The organism is Limnohabitans sp. (assembly GCF_017848645.1).
Classification (GTDB): Bacteria; Pseudomonadota; Gammaproteobacteria; order Burkholderiales; family Burkholderiaceae_C; genus Limnohabitans_A.
In genome coordinates this window covers 20,559-46,069 of the sequence record NZ_JAFEIF010000060.1, presented here as the reverse complement: position 1 = coordinate 46,069, position 25,511 = coordinate 20,559, and the positions used below count along the sequence as shown (strand labels likewise).

Here is a 25,511-nt window from a genome sequence, read left to right as displayed (position 1 = left end):
ATGCCCGGCGAATGGCTGTTTGAAGGCCTTTCGTTTGATCTGGCATTGGGTGAGCATGTGGCCATTCAAGGCACGTCGGGCTGCGGCAAGTCCACCTTGCTGAACATCATGGCTGGGCTTGAAGTCCCGACCCATGGCGAGGTGCATTGGGCTGGCCAGCCCACCTCGGCTTGCTCGGCTGAGCAGCGGCGCGCTTGCCGCCAAGCGGACATGGGCTTTGTGTTTCAGGCATTTCACCTGTTGCCGCATTTGTCAGCGCTGCAAAACGTCATGGTGCCTTGTTTGTTGGGCGGCGCGTCTGGTCAGGACGCTGCCCAGTCAGCGCGGGAACTGTTGGGGGACTTGGGCTTGGCCACACGGCTAGACGCCAAGCCCACCAGTTTGTCTGGTGGTGAACAGCAACGCGTGGCACTGGCGCGTGCGCTGGTGCATCGGCCCAAGGTGGTGTTTGCCGACGAGCCCACCGGCAATCTGGACACCGACACTGCCGCCAAGACTCTGGCCCTGCTCGTGGGCTTGTGCCGAGAGCGCCAGACCAGCCTGGTCATGGTCACCCATTCGGACGAGGCGGCACGGGCCATGGGCCGAACGCTGCGCCTGACCAAAAAAGGTTTGCTGTGCTGAAGTTGACGGGCCAGCAGGTGCTGTTTTGGTGGCTGCTGAAGGGCGCTTCCATCCAGGCCTGGACGCGCTGGTTGGTGGCGCTGGTGATGGTGGCCATTGGCGTGATGCTGGCGGTGGCCATCCACACCGTGAACCATTCGGCACTCGCATCGTTTGGCCAAGCCCTGGACACGGTCAATGGCCAAGCGTCGGCCCAGTTGGTTGCGCCTTTGGGCGACATCGATGACCGGCAGATCGAAGACTGGGACCGCCGCCGAGCGGCTTTGGGCATTCACACCGTGAGCCCTGTGCTGGTGGTGCGCACCGAGCAACTGACGGTGCTGGGGTTGGATATTTTCAAAGCCGCCGTGGTGTCGCCGTCTTTGCTGCCCTTTGCCGAGGGTGGTGCCGGGGATTTGTTTGATGCCAAGGCGCTGTTTTTGTCGCGTGCGGCCTTGGACGTTTTGAACGTGAAGGTGGGCGACAACATTCGCCTGCGGCATGGCCTGGATTCGGTGACTTTGCGGGTGGCAGGCGAGGTGCCAGGGGCGGCATCGCAAGTGATTGGCGTGATGGACATTGGCAGTGCGCAATGGGCCTTCAACCGGCTGGGTGGGGTGTCCCGGCTGGACCTGCGCCTGGAAGACTGGCAAAGCACACAGGGGCTGAGGGATGCCTTGAAAGCGCAGTCTGAACCCCTGCAATTGGTGGCCACGCAAGACCGCGACCGGCGCATGTCGCTGCTGTCGCGGGCCTACCGGGTGAACCTGACGGTGCTGGCCATGGTGGCCTTGCTCACGGGGGGCTTTTTGGTGTCCACAGCGGTGCATTTGTCCATTGTTCGTCAGCGGGCCGAGTTGGCTTTGTTGGGTGTGCTGGGGGCCAGCGAGTCGTGGCTTCGGCGCTTTGTTTGGGCGCAAGGCGGGCTGATCGGCGCTTTAGGCGGTGCGTTGGGGGTGGGCATGGGCTTGTTGTTGGCAGCCGTTTTGATGCGCATCGTGGGGGGTGACTTGGGCGGCAATTACTTTTCGGGTGCGCCTGCGGCCATGGTCATTGACTGGGTGGCTCTGTTCGTTTTTGCGATGGCCGCGGTGCTGATGGGTTTGGCGTCGGCGTGGCTGCCTTTGTCGCAAATCAACTGGCGGCGGCCCATGGCTTTGTTGCGTGCAGGCCAAGCCGAAACACTGGTGCTGAGCTTGCCCAGCTTGAAGTGGAGTCTGCTGTGCACTGCACTGGCCATCGCGCTGCTCATGTTGCCTCCGCTGGGTGGCTTGCCCTGGGCTGCCTACGGGGCGATTGCGGCCCTGCTGTGCGCCGGGCTCTTGGCTGTGCCTTGGATTTTGTCCAAGCTCTGGGGTGGGCTGTCGCGCAGGGTGGCGGCGGTGCGTGTTCCGGCGGTGGTGCGCTTGGCCGTTTGGCGGCTGGCGCAAGCGCCCTCTGCGGCCACGCCTTTGATCGCGGGCACGGTGGCGGCGTTTTCATTGACGGTGGCGATGATGGTCATGGTCAGCAGCTTCAGAACGTCGGTGTCCGATTGGTTGGGTTTGGTGCTGCCCGCTGACCTTTACACCAGCAGCCACTCGATGGTGGATCAGCCGGGGTTTGACCCATCGGTGCAAGCTTTGGTGGCTCAAGTGCCCCAAGTGCAAAAGGTGGAAACCAGTCGGCAAAGAAACCTGCGCCTGGTCAACGACCGCCCTGAGGTGGTCTTGATCGCGAAGCCTGTGAATTGGCAAGACCCGATGCAGTCGGTGGCCTTGGTGGGCTTGTCCAAGTTGCCGCCTGCGGATGGCCCCAAGTACATGGTGGTTTTTGGCTCCGAGGCCATGGCCGATTTGTACGGCTGGCGTGTGGGCGAAGTCGCCAGCTTGCCACTGAGCCCGCAAGGCCCATCCAAGGTGTGGGTTGGCGGCTTGTACAGAGACTATGGCCGCCAACATGGCTCTGTGGTGATGTCAACCGCAGACTACGAAGCCCTCACGGGGGACCGTTCGCGCTCCAGTGTTTCGGTTTGGCTGGAAAACGGCGCAGACACAGCGCAAGTCATGACCGACATCCAACGCCAAGTGCCTGAGCTCACGCAGCTCAAATGGATCAGCGCCAACGATGTGCGCCAGCTGTCGCTCAAGATTTTTGACCGCAGCTTTGCCATGACCTACGCCCTGGAAGCCGCCGCTTTGTTTGTGGCGCTGTTTTCTGTGGCGGCGGGCGTCACCGGTCAATTGCTTTTGCGGCGGCGCGAGTTCGGCTTGCTGGCGCACTTGGGGCTGTCACACCAAGACAGCTTGCGCCTGGTGTCTGTAGAGGTGGGTTTGCTGTTGGCTGTGGCGGTGGTGTGGGCCAGTGTTTTGGGCGGGTTGATGAGCCAGATCTTGATCCACAAAGTGAACCCTGAGTCTTTTCACTGGACCATGAACACGCATTTGGATGTGGGGCAATGGTGGGTGATCAGTGCGATGCTGATGATGCTGGGCGTGTTGGCTGCGCGCTGGGCTGCAGGCCAAGGGCTGGATTCAAAACGCTTGGCTGAGAGCCTGAGGGCCGATTGGTAAACCGCATGACACAACCCCCTTCCAATCGGCGGCTCGCCATCCAGACTGCCGCCATGGTGGTGGCCGGTCTGTCACCTTGGCCCGCCCAAGCTGCCACGGCAGGCGCTCCGTTTTACCCACCCGTCAAGCCGCGACGCTTGAACTTTCCCAGAGATTACGGCTCGCACCCCGAGTACCGCACCGAGTGGTGGTACCTGACGGGTTGGCTGGGCCAAGGGCCATCGGCCATGGGGTTTCAGTTGACCTTTTTCCGCAGCCGAACCCAGCATGCGCCCGAGAACCCCAGTCGATTGGCGCCAACGCAATTGCTTTTCGCGCATGCGGCCTTGGCAGTGGCCCCCAAAAATGTTTTTTTGCATGCCAACCGTGCGGGGCGTTTGGGCGGTGCTTTGCGCCGCGCAGAAACTTCGGACACCGATGTGCAGTTTGAGGATTGGCATTTGCGCCGAGAGCAAGGCTCAGCGGGCGAGGTGTACACAGGCCGCTTTGCAGGCGAAGGTTTTGCCGTGTCTTTTGATGCCAGCGCCGCGCAGCCCGCCCTTTTGCGTGGCCAAGAGGGCTTCTCGTCCAAGGGCCCCGAGGCCTTGCAGGCCAGCCACTATTACAGCCGTGCGCCTTTGGGTGTGAAGGCCGATGTGACGGTGGGAAAAGAGACCCAAAAACTGGTGGGCAAAGCTTGGCTTGATCACGAGTGGTCCAGCCAATTGCTGATGGCCGGGGCTGTGGGCTGGGACTGGCTGGGCATCAACTTGCTGGACGGCGGCACGCTGATGGCTTTTCAGATACGCAACGACAAAGCGGCTGCGATTTATGCCCACGTGGACGCCCGTGACGCAGCAGGCCGCCCTGCCAAAGGCTGGCAGGGCCTGCGGTGGCAGCCAGCAGGCCGTTGGCGTGCCCAGTCATTGATCGACTACCCCATCCCCATGGATTTGTGGGTGGGCGATCAGCGCTACAGCCTGGTGCCGCTCATGCTGGGCCAAGAGGTGGATGCGCGCGCCAGCACGGGCGGTTTTTATTGGGAAGGTGCTGTCAGTCTGATGCAGGGCGAGCGTTTGCTCGGCCAAGGTTATTTGGAGCTGACGGGTTACGGCGCGCCTTTGAAAATTTGACCCTTGCCGGATTTTGAAACGGTCATGGGCTTGGTGGCTGTGCAGGCTGCACTTTGTGTTTGACGAATTGCACCAGGCCTTCGCTGGCTTCTTCGATCAAGTCCAACACATGCTCAAAACCTTGATCTCCGCCGTAATAAGGGTCGGGGATGACCGGGGCCTGCGTGGTGAGCAAAAACTCCGCTAAACCCCGGATCTTGTGTTGGTGCGTCACCGGGCATCTTTCTTCCAAGAGGGCGCGGTTGTCCCAATCCATGGTCAGGAGCAAATCGAATTCCTCAAAGTCTCTTTCCACGACAGGTCTGGCCCTCAGGTGTGCGAGCTCGTAGCCTCTTTTGAGTGCATGCTTTTGGCTGCGCTCATCGGGTGGCGCGTCGGGGTGAAAGTTGTGCGTGCCTGCCGAGTCAATTTGGACCTTGTGCAAGAGGTTTTGCTCAGTCAGCCGTTTGAAGAAAACAGCTTCGGCCGTCGGACTGCGGCAGATGTTGCCCATGCAGACGAACAGGATTTTGTAAGTGGCTTCGCTCATGTCGTGGCGGGTCTTGGGGTGATTTATTTTTTCGTCGGTTTGGGGGCGCGATTTTGCGTGAAGACCAGGCACGGATCTTCACGCTCAACCTGGGGCACGACATGCACATGGTCGTACCATTCGGCATCATTTTGATCGGTGTTTTCAACATACCCATGCACTTGGGTTTTGGCCTGGTTTTGGGGCGTGAGCCACTGCATGACCCCCGCGTCTTTTCTGACATGGCCGTTGCCAGCGATCAGCACAACGGGCGCATTCGAAACACCATTGACCACATGGGCCATCCACACATCGCGTGCGATCTGCCCCTGAACCATGGGGCCAATCGCTTGGGCGGGCAACATGTTGCAGTGGCCCTCCTGGATGGCTTTGTTTTGTGCACTCAAGAGTTGACCGGGAATCTGCTTGAGTTGGTACGTGTCAACGAGTTGCTGGCCCAACACAGCGGCAAAGCCATGGGTCATGACTTTGCGCACATCCGCATTGGACAAATTGGCCGCGACCAGTTTGATTTTTTTGTCCAGCGCCCATTGCACATAAGGCCTGTAAAAACGCCACGCCCAGCCAGTCGTTCCCGCTTTGGCCACAACACAATCCACGTCTGGGCATTGCGACAGCGCAGCGTCTAAAACGGCTTGATTTTCACGGTCAAACTGCTCGATCGCCACCACGGGTTGTGGCCCTTGTTCGATCAGTTGCCTGACCCGCTCCAGTCGGCGTTGGTGACCGTGTTCGTTGTCATGAACCTCACCCAAAAAGAATATCTTTGTACTGTCTTGGGGTGTCTTGGCATCCGGGCTTTGCGAGGCCGCGGCAAAAAACGTGCTGGGGACTGCGAGAGAAAAAACCGCGAGGGCGCAGCGAAGCCGATGCAGACGAATGCTGGCGTTGTTCATTTTTTGCAAGGCAAATGTTCACTGGACCGATAAAAAACTTACCAAAGCTTATGGCAGGCAGCCCGGAGGATGGCACCCGCTTGGGGCTATCCCCCCAATGAGGTCTGGGGAATTGGTTTGTCGGGGCACACTGGGAATGTTTGACGTGGCCCTCGTTATCGCCGCATCATCATTTACACAGGAGGAAGTGCCGTGGAGGCCAAATTTTCAGAGCGTCTTGCCAGCCTTTCCGAGGGGGATATTTCCGTCATCATTCAGATGGCCTGGGAAGACCGGACTGCGTTTGAAACCATTCAGGAGCGCATGGGTTGGTCGGAAGCGGATGTCATTCGCCTCATGCGGCACGAGCTTCAGCCCAATTCTTTTCGGATGTGGCGCAAGCGCATGAAAGGTCGAACGACCAAACACCGGGCGCTGAGAAGCCCAGACATGAAATTCGACGACCATTTGATCGCCGACCACCGACGCGGCAATTGCTGATGGATGGCGCTTCGACAAAGCTTAGCAATAGAACCGGCACTGGCCCAATGGTGGCGGCAAATTACCCCCCTTTCAATGACCCGTCTTGGCAACCCCAATCAATCAGCCTTCCCGCTGGCTTTTCCCAACTTGGCTTCGTCCTCGGCCCAGCCCTCTATCGCTGGGTAATACCGCGTCGAGCGGCCGTCACCGTACCGGGTGAGCAGGCCAAGCCGTTCCAGCTCAATCAGGTCACGGGCTGCCGTGGGTGTGGAGGTTTGCGCGATGCGCTCGTGCTTGCGCGTCGTCATGCCGCCTTCGTAACCTTTGGGGCCAGCATCCAGCAGCTTCTTCATGGTTTTTTGCTGACGCTCATTGAAACGAACCAAAGACATTTGGGCCTGAAACCGGATGCGTTGAATGGCCGAATCAATGGTGCGGTTGGCGAATTCGCTGGCCAGCACCATTTGTTCCAGCATCCATTCGACCCAGGCCGTCACGTCCATGCTTTGGGAGCGCTGTGCCCGCTCCAGCTCGCTGTAATAGCGGTCTTTGCTGGATTCGATTTGCCTGGACAGCGTCACGATGCGTCCGGGCTGGCCCATGTCTTGACACAGCGCCAGTTGCAAGATGGCCCGGCCAATACGCCCGTTGCCATCGTCAAACGGGTGCAGCGTCTCAAACCACAGGTGCGAAACAGCGGCACGCACCAGGCCGTCCATGGGGTGAGTGCCGACCTTGGGCTGCGTTTGGTTGAACCACGTCAAAAAAGCATCCACTTGGTTAGCCAAGCCATCTGCAGGCGGCGCGGCGTAATGCACCTTGCTGCGCCCCACAGCGCCACTGACGATTTCCATGGGCACAGAACGCAGAGCGCCCACATCGATGCGCTGCACGCCCGAAAAACCTGTGGGGAAAAGCGCCCCATGCCAACTGCACAGCCGCTCCAGCGTCAACGGTGAATCGGTGTTGAGGGTGGCGTCTTGCAACACATCAATCAGCCCCTCGATGTTGCGCCTGCCTTCGCGCACGGGGGCACCCGACGTGTCCAGCCCCAAGCGCCGGGCCACGGAAGAGCGAACACTTTCAGGGTCCAGCTTCTCGCCTTCAATCGCTGAGGTGGTCAGCGCCTCATGTGTCAGCGAATCGCGGATGTGGGGCTGCAGGCCTTCCAACCCAATCGCCTCGGCTTTGCCCAAAAGAACCCCTTGGGCGTTTCTGGCCGCAGCCAAGAGGTCCTGGACCCGCTGGGCGTCAAACGCCAACGCTGGCCAATCAGGTAGCTGCCAAATCCAGCGTTGATACGATTTCATGGCTTAATCATATCAATTCATGATATGAATACAAGAAAAATCCTGTCATTAGCCTCGGTTTTAATCGCCCGCCTGAGCAGAAGCGGGTAAGCCGAAGACCCGGTCGAAGCACCAGGTGAATGCGATGGCATAGAAGAAAAAGAACGCCAGCAAACCCAGGTTGGCCACCAAAGCAGCAGTGGGCGAAATATCGAGCCACAGCGACATGACGGGCAAAAGAATGATCACCAAGCCGCCTTCAAAACCCGCCCCGTGGGCCAGCCGCCTGACAAAGGAGCGGCCACGCACCGGTTGGCGCGACTCCCAGCGCTCAAAGAGCCAGTTGAAGACGTAGTTCCACGTCAGTGCAATGCTCGACAACACGACCGCCAGGCCCAATGTGGAAGCGGGCGACTTGTCAAAGGCCAGGCTCAACACGGGTCCGACCACGGCGATGGCAATGGCTTCGTACAAAAGGGCCTGGAAAACTCGGCGGGTGGTAGGGGTCATGTTGGGGAATGCGGTGAATGCACTCACTGCCGCGCCGTGCGCACATTGGGTGGCACCGCGCCCGGTGCACTGGTGCGCCAGGGGTTGATGTCAAGGCCGCCGCGCCGGGTGTAGCGGGCGTACACCGTCAGCTTGGTCGGTTTGCAGCGCGTCCAGATGTCCATGAAGATGCGCTCGACGCATTGCTCATGAAACTCATTGTGGTTGCGAAAACTCACGATGTATTGCAGCAGACCCGCTTGGTCGATTTGCGGGCCGCTGTAGGTGATTTGCACACTGCCCCAGTCGGGCTGGCCTGTGACCAGGCAATTGCTTTTGAGCAAATGGCTGACCAGGGTTTCGGTGACCGGCTGCTCGTATTGGTTGGCCGTGAGCAAGTCGGGCGCGGGTTGGTAGCGGCTGCATTCGATGTCCATGCGGTCCAGGTTCAGGCCGTCGAGCTCGTGCACGGGCTCGGCGTCAAATTGCTCTTGCAGCAGCAGCTTCACGCCCACGCTGGCCTGCATGGCGCTGCCGTGCCAGATGGCGGCGCTGATGTCGCGGCGGATCATGTCGCGCACCACATCGGCGTTTTCCAGGCGCGTGTTGTTGAAGCTGTTCAGATACAGCTTGAAGGACTTGCTCTCGACAATGTGCGTGCTTTCGGCCGGCACGGTGATGTGCGCCAGCGCCACTTGAGGTTTGCCCTTGGTATTGAGCCAAGACAACTCAAACGCGGTCCACAAGTCGGCCCCAAAAAACACGGGCTGCCCGGTGACGCCGATCTCGGCGCGTTTGGTGGCGCGGGGGATGGGGAACAGCAGGCTGGCGTCGTACTGGTCCACATAGGCGCTGGACTTGCCCAGCTGGGATTGCTCTGGCGAGTTCATACTCATGCTTGCACCTTGCGACGGAACACCAAACGGTCAGGCTCGGACACTTGCGGGTCGTAGGCGTAGCCTTCCAGGTCAAAGCCCAGCAGACCTTCAGGGTGGGTGATTTTGTTTTGGATGGCGAATCGCGCCATCAAGCCCCGCGCCCGTTTGGCGTTGAAGCTGATGATTTTGTATTTGCCGCCTTTGAAGTCTTCGAACACGCACTCAATGACGCGGGCCTTGAGGGTTTTGCGGTCGACCGACTTGAAATATTCCTGCGAAGCCAGGTTCACGATGACCGGGGTTTTGTCCTTGGCCAGCTGGGCGTTCAGGTACTCGGCAATTTGCGGCCCCCAAAACTTGTACAGGTTGCTGCCCTTGTCGGTCTGCAGCGTGGTGCCCATTTCCAGGCGGTAGGGCTGCATCCAGTCCAGCGGGCGCAGCACGCCGTACAAGCCACTCAAAATGCCCACATGGGTTTGCGCCCAGTCCAGGTCTTGCGCTGACAGGCTCTTGGCATCCAGGCCTTCGTACACATCGCCATTGAAGGCCAGCACGGCTTGCTTGGCGTTTTGGGCGGTGAATTTGGGGCTCCAGGCTTCGTAGCGGGCCACGTTCAGGGCCGACAGCGCATCCGACAGATCCATCAACTCGGCGATTTGCTGGGGCGACTTTTGGCGCAGCACCTCAATGAGGGCCTGCGATTGCGGCACGAACTGGGGCAGCGTGTGGGGCACGCCCGCTGCGGGGGTTTCGTAGTCCAGAGATTTGGCGGGTGACAACAAAAAGAGCATGACTTGAACTTCAGAGCAAAGGGGGGTTGAGACTGGGCGCGGGGCCAGACACAGGGCGCTCGGTCAATCGACCCGAGACATATTTGTGCAGCACACTGGCGATCAGGGTTTGGTACGGGATGCCCTCTTCCAGCGCTTTGGTCTGGATGTCCGACAGATCACCCGAAGACAAGCGGATGTTGACCCGCCGGTCCTTGATGGAGGTGGCTCGTGCAGCCGCTTTGAAATGGGCCAGCTCGCTGGGGCTGGCCACCGATTGGAGCTGCCCCTTGTTGAACAAGTCGAGCAGTTCGGCCTCTTCACGGTCCACTTTGCGGTCAATCTTGGACATCGTCGACTCCTTGTTTCAAATAATCACGGGTGGCCTTGCGGCTGGGGATCACGGTTTTGAGAAAAAAATGGTCCACATCTTCCACAAAACGCACCAAGTAGGCATAGCCCGCGTGGGCCACCACCAAAATGCGTTGGCCGGGATACTGCCCCGCGTTGGGATGCGCCAGGATGTCCAGCAGCCCCTGCCCCTCGATGGCCACGACCATGCTTTCAAACGAAACACCCCGCTCCGATTGGAGCCACTGGTTTTTTTCGGCGTTCCAGCGCATGGGTTTCATGAACGCATTTTAGACAACGTGTGCATTTTGTCATCACACCCCCCGCGTTCCACCCTTTCGGTCTGCGGTTATGGGCGACGCAGACCCCCATACAGACAACGCGACAATCGAAGCCATGTTGGACCTTCTTTACCGCGATGAACACTTGGCCATCGTCAACAAGCCCGCTGGCTGGCTGGTGCATCGCACCCCACTGGACAAGGGCGAAACCCGCTTTGTGCTGCAAACCCTGCGCGACCAAATCGGGCAACACGTCTGGCCCGTGCACCGCCTGGACAAAGGCACCAGCGGTGTGCTGGTGTTTGCACTGAGCGCCGAGGTGGCGCGCTTGCTGGGCCAGGCTTTTGAAAGCGGCGATGGCCTGCACAAAACTTACCGCGCTGTGGTGCGCGGCTGGCCCGCCGATGAGGGCTTGATCGACCACCCTCTCAAGCGTATGCCCGACGACATGCGCACCGAGCGCATGGAAGTGCAGCCCGCCCAAAGCCGCTTTGCCACCCTGCGCCGCTTTGAGTTGCCGCTGCCCCATTCCCAACCGCAGCAAGGCTTTGCCAGCACCCGCTGCGCCGAAGTGGCCCTGGAGCCCCTCACGGGCCGGCGCCATCAGCTGCGCCGCCACATGAAGCACATCGCCCACCCGATCATTGGCGACGCCACACACGGCAAAGGGCCACTCAACCGGGCCGTGGCTGATTTGATCGGGCTGCAGCGGCTGTGGTTGCATGCACAAAGCCTGGAACTGCCCCACCCGGTCAGCGGGCAGCGGCTGCGTTTGGCATCGCCGCTGCCCAGCGAGTGGAGGCTGTGGGACCTTTTCTCTTAAAAAAGCCCACACAGCCGCAGTGCTTGTTGTCGCACAGCGGATACGGCACCACCCAAGCCTTGCCTAAGATCGCGGCCTGTTCGGCCTGTTCGGCCAGTTTGGCCCGTTCGGACCCTGCCCTTGGCCTTCATCATTTCGACACCCCATGAGCCTGCTCTTCACGCCTTTCACCTTCAACGCCCCCTCCGGCCCGCTCACCTTGCCCAACCGCATCGTGGTCGCGCCCATGTGCCAGTACTCGGCCGACCACGGTCAGGCCACCGACTGGCACCTGACGCACTGGACCAACATGCTCAACAGCGGCGCGGGCCTGTTCACCATCGAGGCCACCGCCGTGTCGGCCGTGGGCCGCATCAGCCCCGGTTGTTTAGGCTTGTGGGACGATGCGACGCAAGCGGCGCTGGCCGACAAACTGCACCGCGCCCGACGCCAAGCCCCCGCCATGCCCGTGTGCATCCAGATCAGCCACGCAGGCCGCAAGGCTTCGAGCGCAGCCCCTTGGGACGGCGGCATGCTGATCACTCCCGAAAACGGCGGCTGGCAGCCCGTGGCGCCCAGCGCCCTGCCCCACCTGCCCAATGAAGCGGCCCCCACCGAGATGAGCCTGGCCGACATCGCACAAACCAAGGCTGACTTTGTCAACACCGCCCGCCGCAGCCACGAACTGGGCATCGAGGCGGTGGAGTTGCACGCCGCGCACGGCTATTTGCTGCACCAGTTTTTGTCGCCCATTTCCAACCAGCGCACCGACGTGTATGGCGGCTCGTTTGAAAACCGCATTCGCTTTCCGATGGAAGTATTCCAAGCCGTGCGCGAAGCCTTTGGCGGCACGTTGGGCATGCGCATTTCAGGCACCGACTGGGTCGACGGCGGCTGGACGGTCGAAGAAACCGCCGCCTTGTCGGTCCAGCTCAAGCAAGCCGGGGCGCAGTTCGTGCACATCTCTTCGGGCGGCGTCTCGCCCTTGCAAAAAATTGCCTTGGGCCCCGAGTACCAAGTGCACCTGGCCAAAACGGTCAAAGACGCATCGGACCTGACCACCATCGCCGTGGGCCTGATCACCGAGCCTGCTCAGGCCGAAGCCGTGCTGCAGCGTGGCGACGCTGATCTGGTGGCGCTGGCCCGCAGCTTTTTGTACAAGCCGCGCTGGGGCTGGGAAGCGGCCGTGGCCTTGGGTGGCACCGTCGACTCCCAACACCAGTACTGGCGCAGCCTGCCCCGCGAAGCCAAAAACATCTTCAACGACGCCAAGATTGGCATGCGCTGATTTCCAAACCCCAAAAAGAGAGAGACACATGAACACTCGCCGTCAATTTTCCAAACTGCTGGCCATGGCCAGCCTGTGCGCACCCATGGCCCTGATGGCGCAAGCCTTCCCCAGCAAGCCCATCACCTTGGTCGTGCCCGTGCCGCCCGGCGGCTTGGTCGACACCTCGGCCCGCTTGATCTCGGAGCCTTTGGGCCGTTTGATTGGCCAGTCGGTCGTGATCGACAACAAGGGCGGCGCCAGCGGCAACCTGGCTTACCAACAAGTGGCCCGCAGCCCCAAAGACGGTCACACCTTGCTGGTGTCGTACTCGGGTTACCACATTGCCAACCCCATTCTCATGAGCAAACTGCCATGGGAATTGAAAGATTTGACGCCCGTGGGCTTGATCACCGTGGCCACCAACGTGGTGGCGGTGCACCCCTCGGTGCCTGCCAACAACATGCGGGAGTTCATCGCGTATTTGAAGCAAAACCCGGGCAAGCTGAACTACGCGTCTCAAGGCAACGGCTCGGTCTCGCACATCGGCACCGAGATCTTCAAGCAGCAAACGGCCGTCGATTTGGTGCATGTGCCTTACAAGGGTTCGGGCCAGGCCATTGCCGACGTGTTGGGGGGCCAGGTGCAGGTGTTCATGACCACGCCGCCCTCGGTGATGCAGCACATCCAGGCCGGCAAACTCAAGGCGCTGGCCGTCACCGGCAAAAAACGCCACCCCGGCATGCCGCAAGTGCCCACCATGGCCGAAGCGGGTTACCCCAACATTGACCTGGAAGCCTGGGTGGCCCTGTATGCCCCAGCGGGCACGCCTGCGGCCACCATCAACCAACTGGCCGATGCCGTCAAGCGCAGCCTGGACCTGCCCGAGAGCAAGCAGCGGGCTGACCAAGCGGGCATTGAAGTGCGCTTTCTGGCCCCGGCCGACATGACCAAACTGCTGGACCGCGAAATCGCCGATTGGACCCAGGCCATCAAGACCGCGAACATCAAGCTGGATTGAAAAAAGCCCCGCATGGGCGGGGCTGAAATACGGGCCTGAAAACCCTAGCCCCAGCGGCCATGCCGCTGGGGCTTTTTTGTTTTAAGCAGCGATCAGCTGCTGGGCCAGCGCATGCAAACGCGTGCCGGGCCGCGTCAGGTCGGTCACGATGCTGAAGTGGTTGAGGCCGCCCAAGTCTTCGCACACGGGCACGGTTTTAGGACCCCAGGCCTGGTGGATCAAGCGGTTGTGGCGCAAAAACTCGGGGCTTTCGTCGCCCCCGGCCACCGCATACAGCACGCCCTGTCGTGGGCGCTGCCATTTGGCCGGGCTGCACAGGCGCACCTGCGCAGACGTGAGGCGCAAGTCGCCCTGAAGAAACGGCGTCTTGCGCAGCGGCTCCAGGTCAAACAGGCCCGAGATGGACAGGGCTTTGCGCACCAGGCCAGCGGGCAAGTCGCGGCCCAGTTTTTTCCAGTCGCAGCCCAGCAGCATGGCCGCCAGGTGACCGCCCGCCGAGTGGCCGATGACGCTGATGTTGCCCCGGTCACCGCCGTGCTCGGCAATGTGCCGCCCCACCCAGGCGGTGGCTTTGGCCATTTGCAAGGCGATGTCGGGAATGGTGACAGGCTGCTCGGGCGTGCCGGGGCACAGCGCGTAATTGACCACCACCACGCAGGCGCCCATGTCGCGCAAAGCCGGGGCCACGAAAGAGTGGTCTGATTTGTCCAGGCTGCGCCAATAGCCGCCGTGGATGAAGATCACCACCGGGGCGTTCGGCTGCGCGGCCGGAAAAATGTCCAGGGTCTCGCCCGGGCCGTCGCCGTAGCGCAAATCCAAATGGCCTTTCAGGCGCTCGCGGGCTTGTGCCGAGGCGTTTTGCCAATGCGCAAAGTGGTCCGCAAAGTCGGGCACCAAGGCCCGGTTGTTGTACATGCGGTCATGCCAAGCGGCGTCTTTTTGGGGCATGTGGGTCTCCTGTTGTGTGTGTACTTAGACCACCATCTTGGCACAAGAAACGTCAGATTTTCATCTCCAAGCGCAACTGCACATTGCGCCAGTTCGGTGCGGTGTTGCGGGAGGTTTCGCTCACGCCGTTGCCGCTGTAGGTGGACGAGGTCAGGTAGTCGCGGGGGGTGAGGTTGCTCACCGTCAGGCGCAAGGCGGTGGCGGGGGAAAAGCGCCATTGGCCATACACATCGAGCACACGTTTGGTGCCTTGGTAGGACCATTGCTGCTCGCTGCGGCGGGTGTCGTAGTCGGGGTTCCAGTTGAGGTTGCCGCCCAGTGTGAGCGGGATGCTGCGCACGCGGTAATCGGCCCCCAGGTTGGCCGTCATGCCGGGTTGCTGGTCCAGCCGGTTGTCAGGGCCGGGCACCTGCTTGACCCGGGAGCTGAACAGGCTCAGGTTGCTGCGGATGTCCACAGGCAAGGCACCAGTGCGCACCTGGTCCAGACGGAACTTGGCTTCGAGCTCGATGCCTTGCGTGGTGGCATCGCCCAGGTTGATGGGCGATGACACCCAACGGTCCTGGCCTGGCGCCCAGGAGGGGCTGCTTTGCTGGGCCACGGTGTAGCGGATCAGGTCGCTGATCTGGCGGTGAAACACGTTGGCGCTGAGCACACCGCCGCCGCTCAGGTAGCGCTCAAAGGCCACATCGATGCCGGTGGCCATTTCAGGCCTCAAGTCGGGGTTGCCCACGCGGTCAGGGCGGGTGGGGCTGTTGGCTTCGCGCGAAGGCACGGGCCGGGCCACCAGGTTGTAGAGCGTGGGGGTTTTGTAGCTGCGGGTCAGGCTCATGCGCACCTGGTCACGCTTGGCCGGGTCGGGCTTCCAAAGCGCGTGCAGCAAGGGGGTCCAGACTGAGCTGGTGTTGGACTTGAGCCCTTGTTCGCTGGTGCCTTCGGTCAGGATGGATTCGTAGCGCAAGCCAGCGTAGGCCGACCAGTTGGCGTTGATCTTGAACTCGTCTTGCGTGTAAGCGGCCCAGCGCATGGTGCGCGCCCGGATGTCGCCACCGTCCTCGTCCACGGCGGCATTGGCCTCTTCCACCCGGCGAACGCTTTCGAGCTCCAGGCCGCTGACGATCTGGTGGCCGTTGTCCATGGCACGGGTCCATTTGCCGTTCAGGCTGCCTGTTCGGTCCACAAAGTTTTGTGTTTCAAAGCCGTTGAACAGCAGCACATCGGCCGCGCCCGTCTGGTCAAGGCGAAAGTCGTACTTCGACTGGCCCAAGCCAAAGCGCAACTCCAGCCGGTCATCGGCCGACAGGCGCTGCGCCCAATGGCCGTTCAAGCGGGCCATGGCAAAAATGCTTTGGTTCAGTGTCTGGGCGCTGTCTGACCGCAAGCCGCCCTCTGTCTCGCGGACCTGCACTTGGCCGGGGCTGGCGTAGTCCGAATACACCACAAAGGGGGTGAGCGTGAGGGTGCGGCCCTGCTCGCCTTTCCACTGCAAGCGGGCATTGCCGTGCAGGGCTTTGCGGTGGCCCAGCGATTCGTTGAAGCGGACGGTGTCAACACCCGGCTCGGAGGTGATGACCGATGTGCTTTCGTCCGGACGGTACTGGTCCATCAAAGACAAGGTCACGGTGCCAGTCAGGGGCTGCGTCTTGAGGTTGTGCACCCAGCTGAGCATGGTCGAGCCCTCGCCATGCTCCTGGCCGCGGGTGATTTTGAGGTCGTCGGGGTTGGCCTTTTGGCCCTCGCGCAGCACGATGTTGATGGTGCCTGCGATGGCCCGCGCGCCGGTTTCAGCCGTGGGGGCGCGCATGATTTCGATTTTTTCGACCTGCTCGGGGGTGAGTGAGTCGATGGAAAAGCCTGGTGGCACGCGTTCGCCGTCGAGCAGGATCTGGGTGTAACCGCCGCCCAGGCCCCGCATGCGGATGGCGCCACCTCGGCCGGGCGCACCCTGCACCGTGACGCCAGGCAAACGCTTGAGCACCTCACCCAGGGTCGAGTCGCCTTGCTTCTCGATCTCTTCACGGCCAATGACGATTTTGGAGGCCGAAGACTCGCGGCGCACCTCGGTGTCGTTGTTGCGGTTGCTGCGGATTTCCACCTGGCCCAGATCAGTCGGGGCCGCAGCGGGCGCGGTGGCCGAAGGGGCGCTGGGCGTCGCGCTGGCTGGGCTTTGAGCCCAGCCCGAAGCGGGCAGCCAATACAAAGCAACCCCAGCCAGCAACAGGCTGTGGGTCAAGGGGCGAAGGGGGGGATGGGGATGATGTGCACGCATCCGGGCATTTTGACAGCGCCCGGCCGCTGGTGTGTAAAGCGCACGTAAAAGCCGGGGTCAGCCCCAGGACCAACGAGGGGTCACTCGGGCAGACACAGCCCTGAAAGCATCACTCGTCCGCTTTGAACAAAGCCGCCACCTTGCGCTTGGGCTTGATGTTGGCCGAAATCGATGAGCGCGGCGCTTTGGGTACTGCATCCCAGCTTGGCGACACGTCGGCAGGGGGGGCCTCATAAGGCTTGCTGAAGAAAGGGTCGCGGTTGATGGGTGCGGGGCGAAAGCCGCCTCGGCGCTCGCGAGGCGATTCAAGGGCGTCTCGCGGGTCAAAGTCGTCGCGGCGGCGGCCTTCAGAAGCGCGGGCGCGGGGTCGGTCTTCGGCGCGTGTGCCCCACTTCTCGGGCGCGGGGCCAGCGGGTGCGGTGTCCAGCTGCAGGGTTTCGACTTCCAGCTTTTTCTTGATCAGCTTTTCAATGTCGGCCACCAAACGCGTGTCTGAGGGGCTGACCAAGGTCACGGCCAAGCCCGAAGCCCCGGCGCGGCCCGTGCGGCCAATGCGGTGCACATAGTCTTCGGCGTTGAAAGGCACATCGAAGTTGAACACGGCTGGCACGTCTTTGATGTCGAGCCCACGGGCGGCCACGTCGGTACAAACCAGCAAATCGACCTCGCCTTGCTTGAAAGCTTCCAGTGCTTTCAGGCGCTCGTCCTGGCTTTTGTCGCCGTGCAAGGCGGCAGTGCGCAAACCTTCGCGCTCCAAAGAACGGGCCAAGCGGCCGCAGCCGAGCTTGCTGTTCACAAAGATGAAGGCCTGCTTGATGCCCCGGTCGTCCAGCACCTTGCGGATCACGCGGCGCTTGTCGTCGTCTTGCGCAGCGTAAAAACGCTGCTCAACGGTGGACGCGGTTTCGTTGGGGCGGGCCACCTCGATGGTGATGGGGTTTTGCAGGTAGCTGCCGGCCAAGCGCTTGATCTCGGGCGAGAAGGTGGCCGAGAACAGCAGCGTGGTGCGCTGCTTGGGCAAGTAGCTCAGGATGCGCTGCAGATCGGGCAAAAAGCCGATGTCCAACATGCGGTCGGCTTCGTCCAGCACCACATATTCCACTTGGTTCAAGACCGCGTTTTTGGCTTCGATGTGGTCCAGCAAGCGGCCCGGTGTGGCCACCAGCACCTCAACGCCTTTTTTCAGCTCCAGGGTCTGGGGCTTCATGTCCATGCCGCCAAACACCACCGCGCTGCGCAGCTGGGTGTACTTGGCGTACAGCTTGATTTGTTGGGCGACTTGGTCGGCCAACTCACGGGTGGGCAGCAACACCAAAGCGCGCACGGGGTGTCGGGCGGGCGAGGTGGAGGGGTTTTCGTGCTTGAGCAGGCGCTGCAGCAAAGGCAACGAAAACGCTGCTGTCTTGCCGGTACCGGTCTGGGCCGCGCCCATCACGTCCTGGCCCGTCAACACCACCGGAATGGCTTGGGCCTGGATAGGGGTCATGGATTCGTAGCCCATTTCGGCCACGGCTCGTGCCAGCGTAGGTGCCAGCGATAAATTTGAAAAAGAGTCGGTCATTAACCCGCTATTGTCGCATTTTGAACTGCCATTGCCAAAAATGGCAGATGAGACCCGGTGCCCGAGCCTCCACTGGGGCGCAAACGGCCCGGGCCGCAGCTGTTAAGCCAGGCGGCGGCGCAGCGAGGGGAAAGCAGACTTTTTGTGGGGCACTTTGGCCGGGGTGGTGCTCAGGGATGCGGCAGCGCTGAGCATGTCGGAGACCAAGTTATCGGCGCGATCGTGTGCGCCCTGGCGGTTGGTCTCAAAGGCCAAACGGGTGGTCTGGGCCATCTGGGCCACAAAGTTTTGCGGGTAGTCCCGCACCTGAAAACCCCGCAGGCTCATCACCTTCATGAAGGCGTTGGCTGCCTCTTCTACGGCACGCTGGTATTCCTGGCTGGCTTCTGGAGACATGGGGACCTCGGTCATGGATGAGTTGGTGAACCCTTACATAACGCAGCCCGGGGCCCAAAGGAATACACAACCCGTATCAAATTGTGTGCGACTGGGTGGCCAGGCTTTTGAGCACCCCTTGCGCCGCCTGACGACCGCTGGCCAGGCAGGCAGTGAGCAGGTAGCCGCCCGTGGGCGCTTCCCAGTCGAGCATCTCACCTGCGCAAAACACACCCGGGCGGGCTGCCAGCATCAAATCAGGCCCCATGGCCTGCAGCGCCACTCCCCCGGCGGTGCTGATCGCCTCGGCCACGGGCCGGGGGCACTTCAAGGGGACGGGCAGAGCCTTGATGTGCGCGGCCAGGGCTTCGGGCCGGGCCAAAGTCTCGGGTGTGCACAGCTCGAACAGCAAGCCCATCTTCGCGCCGTCCAGGCCCAGTCGGCTCTTGAGGTGGCTGCTCAGGCTGCGGCTGCCGCGCGGCCAGGCCACGTCCTTGAGAACCTGCTCGGGTGTTTTGTCGGGTAACAAGTCCAGCAGCAAATGGGCCTGCCCATGCTCAGCCAGATCGTCGCGCAGCCAGGCCGATGCGGCGTAGACCAGACTGCCCTCGATCCCGGTCTCGGTGAGCACAAATTCACCCTTGCGCTTAAAACGCGGGGTCTGGGCGGCCACCTCTGGCCCAGCCCCCTGCGGGGCTGGCACCGTGAGCACCACCGACTTGAGTGGATGCCCGGCCAACTTGTCCCTGAAGTGCGCCGTCCAGCCCTGGCCCTCACGCCCCAGCACATCAAAGCCGCAGTTGGCGGGCTTCAAAGGGGCAACCTCTACACCCTCTTGCTGCAAATGGACCTGCCAGGCACCGTCAGATCCAAGGTGCGGCCAACTGGCCCCGCCCAGCGCCAGCACAGTGGCCCCGGCTTTCACCCGCAGCGGCGGGGCATCGTCCCGACGCCCAAACACCAGGTGATCGCCTTGCCAGCCCAGCCAACGGTGTCGCATGTGGAACTGCACCGGCACACCACTGTCGGGGTGGCGCAGGCGCTGCAACCAGGCCCGCAGCAAGGGCGCGGCTTTCATCTCGGCCGGAAACACACGCCCCGAGCTACCGACAAAAGTACTCACACCCAAGCCCTCAGCCCAATCGCGCACCCCTTGCGCACCCAGCGCGGACAGCCATTGGCTGACCCAAGCCTCGCGTGCGCCAAAACGGGTGTTGAACGCGGCCGAGGGCTCGGCATGGGTGAGGTTCAAACCGCCCTTGCCTGCCAGCAAAAACTTGCGCCCCACCGAGGGCATGGCGTCAAACAAGTGCACGGACACGCCCGCTTGCGACAAAACCTCGGCCGCCATCAAACCGGCCGGGCCTCCGCCCACAATGGCCACCTCCACCGAAAGCTCAAGCGCATCATGTAAATGGGAAGTTGGGTCTGGAAGGCTCATGTCTTTGTGGTCTGGCAAGGGGGGTGTAGCACGCGAATGCACCGAGTTTCTGTCAAAATAGGCGCAACTTTAGCTGCATCTCAATGTTCACAAGGAAAAGGCCATGGCCAGCGATCTGATCAAACACACCACCGACGCCACCTTCGAAGCCGACGTGCTCCAATCCAGCCAACCCGTGGTGGTGGACTTCTGGGCCGAATGGTGCGGCCCCTGCAAAATGATTGCCCCCATCCTGGACGAAGTGGCCAGCGCCTACGAAGGCAAGCTGCAAATCGCCAAGATGAACGTCGACGACAACCGCGACATCCCCGCCAAGTTCGGCATTCGCGGCATCCCCACCCTCATGATCTTCAAGGGCGGCCAGCTCGCGGCCACCAAAGTGGGCGCCATGAGCAAGTCGCAATTGACCGCTTTCATCGACCAGCAACTGGCCTGATGCATGCATGCCGTCCGGCGGTGCCGGACGTGCCCCCCACAACCGGGCCCGCATGGCCCGGTTTTTTGTTTTCGGGGCTGCGCGAAAACCTGTCATAATTTCCCGCAGGCAACCCGAACACGGGACAGCGCCAAGACTGCCGGAAGCAACAGCCCCCAAACCCGGGCGGCATCCGGTCCAGAACATATCCACCCGGTTATCCGAAATACGGTCCCCAGCCGACCGATTCGCCACAGGCCCATTCCCATGCATTTGAACGAACTCAAGGCACTTCATGTGTCCGAACTCCTGAAGCAAGCCGACACGCTCGAAATCGAGAACACCGGTCGCATGCGCAAACAGGAGCTGATGTTTGCCATCATCAAAAAGCGCGCCAAAGCGGGCGAACAGGTCTTTGCCGACGGCGTGCTGGAAATCCTGCCCGACGGCTTTGGCTTTCTGCGCAGCCCCGACTCCAGCTACACCGCATCCACTGATGACATTTACATCAGCCCCAGCCAAGTGCGGCGCTTTAACCTGCACACCGGCGACATGATTGAAGGCGAAGTGCGCATCCCCAAAGACGGCGAGCGCTACTTTGCCCTGACCAAGCTGGACAAGGTCAACGACGACCTGCCCGAGAACAACAAACACAAAGTCATGTTCGAGAACCTGACGCCGCTGTTCCCCAAAGAGCAGATGCGTCTGGAGCGTGACATCAAGGGCGAAGAAAACATCACTTCCCGCGTGATCGACATCATCGCCCCGCTCGGCCGCGGCCAGCGCGCCCTGATCGTGGCGCAGCCCAAGTCGGGCAAGACGGTGATGATGCAGCAGATCGCCCACGCCATCACCGCCAACTACCCCGATGTGCACCTGATGGTGTTGCTGGTGGACGAGCGCCCGGAAGAAGTGACCGAAATGCAGCGCAGCGTGCGCGGCGAAGTGATCTCTTCAACCTTTGACGAACCCGCCTCGCGCCACGTGCACGTGGCCGAAATGGTGATCGAGCGCGCCAAGCGCTTGGTGGAATTGAAAAAAGACGTGGTGATCCTGCTGGACTCGATCACCCGCCTGGCCCGCGCCTACAACAACGTGGTGCCCTCATCGGGCAAAGTGCTGTCGGGCGGTGTGGATGCCAACGCGTTGCAACGCCCCAAGCGTTTCTTTGGTGCAGCCCGTAACGTGGAAGAAGGCGGCAGTTTGACCATCATCGCCACCGCCCTGGTCGACACTGGCAGCCGCATGGACGAGGTGATCTTTGAAGAATTCAAGGGCACCGGCAACTGCGAGATTCACCTGGAGCGCCGCCTGTACGAAAAGCGCGTGTTCCCGGCCATCAACTTGAACCGCAGTGGTACACGTCGCGAAGAGTTGCTGCTCCAGCCCGAAGTGCTGCAAAAAACCCGCATCTTGCGTCAATTCATGTACAACATGGACGAGATCGAAGCGATGGAGATGGTCTTGAAGAGCATGAAAGCGACCAAGAACAACTCCGAGTTCTTCGACATGATGCGACGCGGCGGCTGATACCCTATAATCGACAGGTTTTGCGGAAAGTGCTCTCAGATAGGCTGAGGAGTGGCTACCGTAGCGAAAATAAAAGGATTTCCCCATGAAAGACGGCATTCACCCCAACTACCGTGAAGTTTGCTTCCAAGACATGTCCAATGGTTTCAAGTTCGTGACCCGTTCATGCGCTAACACCAAAGAGATGATCAAAATGGAAGACGGCCGCGAGCTGCCTTGGTACAAGCTGGACACGACCAGCGAGTCGCACCCCTTCTACACAGGCACGCAAAAGTCGGTGGACAACATGGGCGGCCGCGTGGAGAAGTTCCGCAACCGTTTCGGCAAGACCACCACCATCGCCAAGTAATTCGCGCATTGGTGTCACCCAAAGGGCAGCCCGGGCAACCGGCCTGCCCTTTTTGCATGGGCCTGGGCCCACCTGGCTCAACAGCAAGCCAAGTTGGCCCGGCTTTTCTAAAATACGAAGCCCAGCGCCCCAACCTTTGCCCCAGCTTTTACCCCTGACCTGATTGCCCAGTCCCTTGAACCTGCCCACCCCCGCCATCGTTGCCCAAAGTGCCGTGCGCAGATTGCCGCGCCTGGCCTTGTTGCTGCTGTGCGTGGCCTATGTGTTGCCCGGTTTTTGGGGGCGTGCGCCCTGGAAAGCCCAAGATCTGGAGTCCCTGGGCTACATGCTGCAGCTGGCCCAGCCCGCGCTGGGCGAAGCAGCCAACTGGTTCAGGCCCAGCTTGCTGGGCCAGCACGACCCGCAACTGGCTTTGCTGCCTTATTGGCTGGGGGCAGGTTTTATCCAGTGGGCACCGCCGGGCTGGGAAGACGTGTTCGCCCGTCTGCCCTTTGTGGGCATGCTGGCCCTGACACTGGCCGCCACCTGGTATGCGGTGTACGCATTGGCCCGTCACCCCGCTGCGCAGCCTGTGGCCTTTGCCTTTGGGGGCGAGGCCAAGCCGGGTGACTACGCCCGCGCACTGGCCGACGGCAGCTTGCTGGCCTTGCTCGCCTGCTTGGGCCTGGCACGGCTGGCACACGAAGCCACACCCGCGCTCAGCCAGCTGTGTTTTGCGTCGCTGATTTTTGTGGGCTTGTCCACCTTGCCGCGCTGGCGCTTGCACAGCGGCCTGGCAGTGGGCTTGGGCATGCTGGGCCTGACGCTCTCAGGCGCGCCCAGCGTGGCCCTGTGGCTGGGCGTGGGCGGTTCGCTGATCCGCGCCGTGGCCCCCATCGACCCGGCCCAAGGCCGCATGCGCATGCTCGACCTGGGGCTGCTGGCTTTGCTGTGCCTGCTGTGCGTGACCACTGCGGGCGCACTCGACTTGTGGCGCTGGCGCGTGGTGCCGCACACCATGGTCGATGTGCACATCCTGGCCAAGCTGATGCTGTGGTTCACATGGCCGGCCTGGCCTTTGGCGCTGTGGTCCTTGTGGCGCTGGCGGGCCCAGTTGAGCCAAGCCTGGCGCTACCCGCACCTGGCACTGCCATTGTGGTTTGTGGCCGTCACGGTCGGGGCCACCTGGTTCACCGGCTTGTCGGACCGGGCCTTGCTGCTGGCCCTGCCGGGCATTGCCGCGCTGGCCGCTTTTGCGCTGCCCACCTTGCGGCGCAGCCTGGGGGCCTTGATCGACTGGTTTACCCTGCTGTTTTTCAGTTTTTGCGCCCTGACCATCTGGGTGATCTGGGTGGCCATGCAAACAGGCTTTCCGGCCAAACCTGCGGCCAACGTCGCCAAACTGGCCCCGGGGTTTTTGCCGGAGTTTTCTGCCTTGGCTTTTGGCTTGGGTGTGCTGGCCACGCTGGCCTGGGCCTGGTTGGTCAAGTGGCGCATAGGCAGCCACCGCGCCGCCTTGTGGAAGAGCATGGTGCTGCCCGCAGCAGGCGCAGTGCTGTGCTGGCTGCTGCTCATGAGCCTGTGGCTGCCCTTGCTCAACTTTGCCCGCAGCTACGGCCCCACGGTGCAAAAAGTGCAAGTGGTCACAGGCACTGCCCGTTGCCTGCAGTACGCTGGCATCAGCCAGGCGCAAGGCGCGGCCCTGTTGTTCCACGCGCAGGTGCGCCTGCAAGCGGCCACCGTGCCCAATGCCGAGTGCCCTTGGCTGGTCATGGACGAAAAGAACCTGCCCTTGTTGAGCGATCACCTCGAAGACTTGGGCTGGACACCCGAAGCCACTGCGGCCCGGCTGGGTGAGCGCAGCGATCGTCTGCTGATCTTCCGTCCCTCACAACCGCCCCACCACGAGACGCCCACCCTGCCAGACGCGGCCAAGAACTGAGCCATGTCGGAGCTGCGCACCATCTCCCGCCATGCGGGCACTGTGCTGGTCGGGCAGCTGGCCGTCATGGCCTTTGGCGTGGCCGACACGGTCATTGCCGGGCGCTACAGCCCGCATGCGTTGGCCGTGTTGTCCTTGGCCTCGTCCATTTACATCAGCATTTATGTGGCCCTCAACGGCATGCTGCAAGCACTGCTGCCGGTCTGGGCCGAGCTGCATGGCGGCAACCGGCAAGCTGAGATCGGGCGCTCGGTACGACAGGCTCTGTACATCTCGGCGGGCGCAGCGGCGCTGGGCATGACCGGTTTGTGGTTCCCCGACCCCTGGCTGTCCTGGACCCAGGTGCCCACCGAACTCTGGCCCGATGTGCGGGCCTATTTGCGCGTGCTGGCCCTGGCGCTGGTGCCTTCCTTGCTGTTTCGCATGTACAGCACGCTCAACCAGAGCCTGGGTTACCCGCGCCTGGTGACCTGGCTGCAAGCGGGCGCGCTTTTTGTGAAGATTCCTTTGTCGGTGCTGCTGACCTTTGGCGCAGGCGATGTGCCCGGCATGGGCGTAGTGGGCTGCGCCTGGGCCACGCTGGCGGTGAACAGCTTGATGATGCTCACCGGGCTCTGGCTCTTGCGCACACAAGACATTTACCGCCCCTACCAGCTGTGGCATCTGCCTGAAAAACCCCAGTGGTCGGTGTTGCGACACTTTTTGCGCCTGGGTGTGCCCGCCGGGCTGTCCATCATGGTGGAAGTCACGTCCTTCACCCTGATGGCCCTGTTCATTGCCCGCCTGGGCGCGGTGGCCTCGGCCAGCCACCAGATTGCGGCCAGCCTGGCCTCGGTGCTGTACATGGTGCCGCTGGCCTTGGGCATTGCCAGCAGCGCCCGCACCGGTTATTGGTTAGGGGCTGGGCAACCCCAGCGCGCCCGGCAAGCGGCGGGGCTGGGCATCAGCCTGGCCATCGGCGCGGCGGTGCTGTGCGCTGCGGCCTTGCTGCTGGGCCGCGAAGCGATTGCACACGCCTTCACCAACGACCCGCTGGTGGCACAAACCGCCATGGTCTGGCTGGCCTGGGTGGCGGTTTACCACCTGGCCGATGCGGTGCAGGCGGTCTGCGCCTTCTTGCTGCGCTGCTACCGCATCACCATCGCACCGCTGCTGATCTACACCGCCTTTTTGTGGGGCTTTGGCCTGTATGGCGGCTACCTGTGGGCCTATGACGACGGGGCACTGGGCGGCTGGCTGCAGTGGACCGGCCGCCCCGCCGTAGACACCTTCTGGATCAGCAGCAGCTTGGCCCTGGCGGCCGTCTCGGCGCTGTTTGCGGCGTTGGTTTGGCGCGTGTCGCGGCCTGGGGCAGGCCAAATGACCAAGGCCGCATAAAGGGGTTGATTCAAGGGGTTGAT

At 61.9% G+C, this 25,511-nt stretch carries 25 protein-coding genes; 12 read left to right on the top strand and 13 right to left on the bottom strand.

Annotated features, from left to right (window positions below):
• The 3 genes from QZ190_RS13520 to QZ190_RS13510 are packed head-to-tail and all read left to right on the top strand — an operon-like array spanning position 1 to position 4,267.
• Positions 1-624 carry an ABC transporter ATP-binding protein gene (locus QZ190_RS13520; protein WP_291917156.1) on the top strand — a complete coding sequence of 208 codons (624 nt, stop codon included), beginning with the start codon at positions 1-3 and terminating at the stop codon, positions 622-624.
• Positions 618-3,155, top strand: a complete 2,538-nt coding sequence (locus QZ190_RS13515) for an FtsX-like permease family protein (protein WP_291917154.1) — start codon at positions 618-620, stop codon at positions 3,153-3,155. Before QZ190_RS13520 ends, QZ190_RS13515 begins: the two co-directional genes overlap by 7 nt.
• Before the next feature lie 5 nt (positions 3,156-3,160).
• Entirely contained in the window at positions 3,161-4,267 is a 1,107-nt protein-coding gene (locus QZ190_RS13510) for a lipocalin-like domain-containing protein (RefSeq protein WP_291917152.1), read from the top strand.
• A 22-nt stretch (positions 4,268-4,289) separates the two neighbouring features.
• On the opposite strand, the gene QZ190_RS13505 is transcribed toward QZ190_RS13510, so the two are convergent.
• Positions 4,290-4,796, bottom strand: coding sequence for a low molecular weight protein-tyrosine-phosphatase (locus tag QZ190_RS13505; RefSeq protein WP_291917150.1), 507 nt, complete (start codon positions 4,794-4,796; stop codon positions 4,290-4,292).
• A gap of 23 nt (positions 4,797-4,819) precedes the next feature.
• On the bottom strand, positions 4,820-5,551 hold the full coding sequence (locus tag QZ190_RS13500; protein ID WP_291917148.1) for a ChaN family lipoprotein: 732 nt from the start codon (positions 5,549-5,551) through the stop codon (positions 4,820-4,822).
• Between the two features lie 333 nt (positions 5,552-5,884).
• Between QZ190_RS13500 and QZ190_RS13495 the strand changes: the two genes are divergently transcribed.
• The gene (locus QZ190_RS13495) at positions 5,885-6,172 is read left to right on the top strand and encodes a TIGR03643 family protein (protein WP_291917146.1); all 288 of its coding nucleotides are present in this window, start codon (positions 5,885-5,887) and stop codon (positions 6,170-6,172) included.
• Positions 6,173-6,270: 98 nt separating this feature from the next.
• Here QZ190_RS13495 and QZ190_RS13490 read toward each other — a convergent pair whose 3' ends face one another.
• The 6 genes from QZ190_RS13490 to QZ190_RS13465 are packed head-to-tail and all read right to left on the bottom strand — an operon-like array spanning position 6,271 to position 10,212.
• On the bottom strand, positions 6,271-7,464 hold the full coding sequence (locus QZ190_RS13490; RefSeq protein WP_291917145.1) for a Fic family protein: 1,194 nt from the start codon (positions 7,462-7,464) through the stop codon (positions 6,271-6,273).
• Positions 7,465-7,524: 60 nt separating this feature from the next.
• Positions 7,525-7,953, bottom strand: coding sequence for a PACE efflux transporter (locus QZ190_RS13485; RefSeq protein WP_291917143.1), 429 nt, complete (start codon positions 7,951-7,953; stop codon positions 7,525-7,527).
• Between the two features lie 23 nt (positions 7,954-7,976).
• The gene (gene queF / locus QZ190_RS13480; RefSeq protein ID WP_291917141.1) at positions 7,977-8,822 is read right to left on the bottom strand and encodes an NADPH-dependent 7-cyano-7-deazaguanine reductase QueF; all 846 of its coding nucleotides are present in this window, start codon (positions 8,820-8,822) and stop codon (positions 7,977-7,979) included.
• A 2-nt stretch (positions 8,823-8,824) separates the two neighbouring features.
• Positions 8,825-9,601: a peroxide stress protein YaaA gene (gene yaaA / locus QZ190_RS13475; RefSeq protein ID WP_291917139.1), complete on the bottom strand. Its 777-nt coding sequence runs from the start codon at positions 9,599-9,601 to the stop codon at positions 8,825-8,827.
• A gap of 10 nt (positions 9,602-9,611) precedes the next feature.
• Entirely contained in the window at positions 9,612-9,932 is a 321-nt protein-coding gene (locus QZ190_RS13470) for a hypothetical protein (protein ID WP_291917137.1), read from the bottom strand.
• Positions 9,919-10,212 carry a hypothetical protein gene (locus QZ190_RS13465; RefSeq protein WP_291917136.1) on the bottom strand — a complete coding sequence of 98 codons (294 nt, stop codon included), beginning with the start codon at positions 10,210-10,212 and terminating at the stop codon, positions 9,919-9,921. Before QZ190_RS13465 ends, QZ190_RS13470 begins: the two co-directional genes overlap by 14 nt.
• Positions 10,213-10,327: 115 nt before the next feature.
• On the opposite strand from QZ190_RS13465, the gene QZ190_RS13460 reads away from it, so the two are divergent.
• The 3 genes from QZ190_RS13460 to QZ190_RS13450 all read left to right on the top strand — a co-directional run bounded on the left by QZ190_RS13460 (position 10,328) and on the right by QZ190_RS13450 (position 13,302).
• Positions 10,328-11,035, top strand: coding sequence for a pseudouridine synthase (locus QZ190_RS13460; RefSeq protein WP_291917134.1), 708 nt, complete (start codon positions 10,328-10,330; stop codon positions 11,033-11,035).
• Positions 11,036-11,180: 145 nt separating this feature from the next.
• Entirely contained in the window at positions 11,181-12,302 is a 1,122-nt protein-coding gene (locus QZ190_RS13455; RefSeq protein WP_291917132.1) for an NADH:flavin oxidoreductase/NADH oxidase, read from the top strand.
• 64 nt (positions 12,303-12,366) lie between these two features.
• Positions 12,367-13,302, top strand: a complete 936-nt coding sequence (locus QZ190_RS13450; RefSeq protein WP_291917178.1) for a tripartite tricarboxylate transporter substrate binding protein — start codon at positions 12,367-12,369, stop codon at positions 13,300-13,302.
• A gap of 81 nt (positions 13,303-13,383) precedes the next feature.
• On the opposite strand, the gene QZ190_RS13445 is transcribed toward QZ190_RS13450, so the two are convergent.
• The 5 genes from QZ190_RS13445 to QZ190_RS13425 all read right to left on the bottom strand — a co-directional run bounded on the left by QZ190_RS13445 (position 13,384) and on the right by QZ190_RS13425 (position 19,896).
• The gene (locus QZ190_RS13445) at positions 13,384-14,250 is read right to left on the bottom strand and encodes an alpha/beta hydrolase (RefSeq protein WP_291917130.1); all 867 of its coding nucleotides are present in this window, start codon (positions 14,248-14,250) and stop codon (positions 13,384-13,386) included.
• Positions 14,251-14,302: 52 nt separating this feature from the next.
• Positions 14,303-16,483 (bottom strand): TonB-dependent receptor, encoded by a 2,181-nt coding sequence (locus QZ190_RS13440; protein WP_291917128.1) that lies wholly within the window; start codon positions 16,481-16,483, stop codon positions 14,303-14,305.
• Positions 16,484-16,628: 145 nt separating this feature from the next.
• Positions 16,629-18,080 (bottom strand): DEAD/DEAH box helicase, encoded by a 1,452-nt coding sequence (locus QZ190_RS13435; protein WP_291917126.1) that lies wholly within the window; start codon positions 18,078-18,080, stop codon positions 16,629-16,631.
• 102 nt (positions 18,081-18,182) lie between these two features.
• Positions 18,183-18,476 carry a hypothetical protein gene (locus QZ190_RS13430; protein ID WP_291917123.1) on the bottom strand — a complete coding sequence of 98 codons (294 nt, stop codon included), beginning with the start codon at positions 18,474-18,476 and terminating at the stop codon, positions 18,183-18,185.
• A gap of 76 nt (positions 18,477-18,552) precedes the next feature.
• The gene (locus QZ190_RS13425; RefSeq protein WP_291917121.1) at positions 18,553-19,896 is read right to left on the bottom strand and encodes a TIGR03862 family flavoprotein; all 1,344 of its coding nucleotides are present in this window, start codon (positions 19,894-19,896) and stop codon (positions 18,553-18,555) included.
• A gap of 103 nt (positions 19,897-19,999) precedes the next feature.
• Here QZ190_RS13425 and trxA point away from each other — a divergent pair, with 103 nt between their 5' ends.
• The 5 genes from trxA (at position 20,000) to QZ190_RS13400 (ending at position 25,488) form a co-directional block, all read left to right on the top strand.
• Positions 20,000-20,332: a thioredoxin TrxA gene (trxA, locus tag QZ190_RS13420; RefSeq protein ID WP_062405886.1), complete on the top strand. Its 333-nt coding sequence runs from the start codon at positions 20,000-20,002 to the stop codon at positions 20,330-20,332.
• A 246-nt stretch (positions 20,333-20,578) separates the two neighbouring features.
• Positions 20,579-21,841: a transcription termination factor Rho gene (gene rho / locus QZ190_RS13415; protein ID WP_108375621.1), complete on the top strand. Its 1,263-nt coding sequence runs from the start codon at positions 20,579-20,581 to the stop codon at positions 21,839-21,841.
• An 85-nt stretch (positions 21,842-21,926) separates the two neighbouring features.
• Positions 21,927-22,190, top strand: a complete 264-nt coding sequence (locus QZ190_RS13410) for a type B 50S ribosomal protein L31 (RefSeq protein WP_019425345.1) — start codon at positions 21,927-21,929, stop codon at positions 22,188-22,190.
• Positions 22,191-22,365: 175 nt separating this feature from the next.
• Positions 22,366-24,111 carry a hypothetical protein gene (locus QZ190_RS13405; protein WP_291917111.1) on the top strand — a complete coding sequence of 582 codons (1,746 nt, stop codon included), beginning with the start codon at positions 22,366-22,368 and terminating at the stop codon, positions 24,109-24,111.
• Between the two features lie 3 nt (positions 24,112-24,114).
• The gene (locus QZ190_RS13400; protein ID WP_291917109.1) at positions 24,115-25,488 is read left to right on the top strand and encodes an MATE family efflux transporter; all 1,374 of its coding nucleotides are present in this window, start codon (positions 24,115-24,117) and stop codon (positions 25,486-25,488) included.
• Positions 25,489-25,511 lie beyond the last annotated feature (23 nt).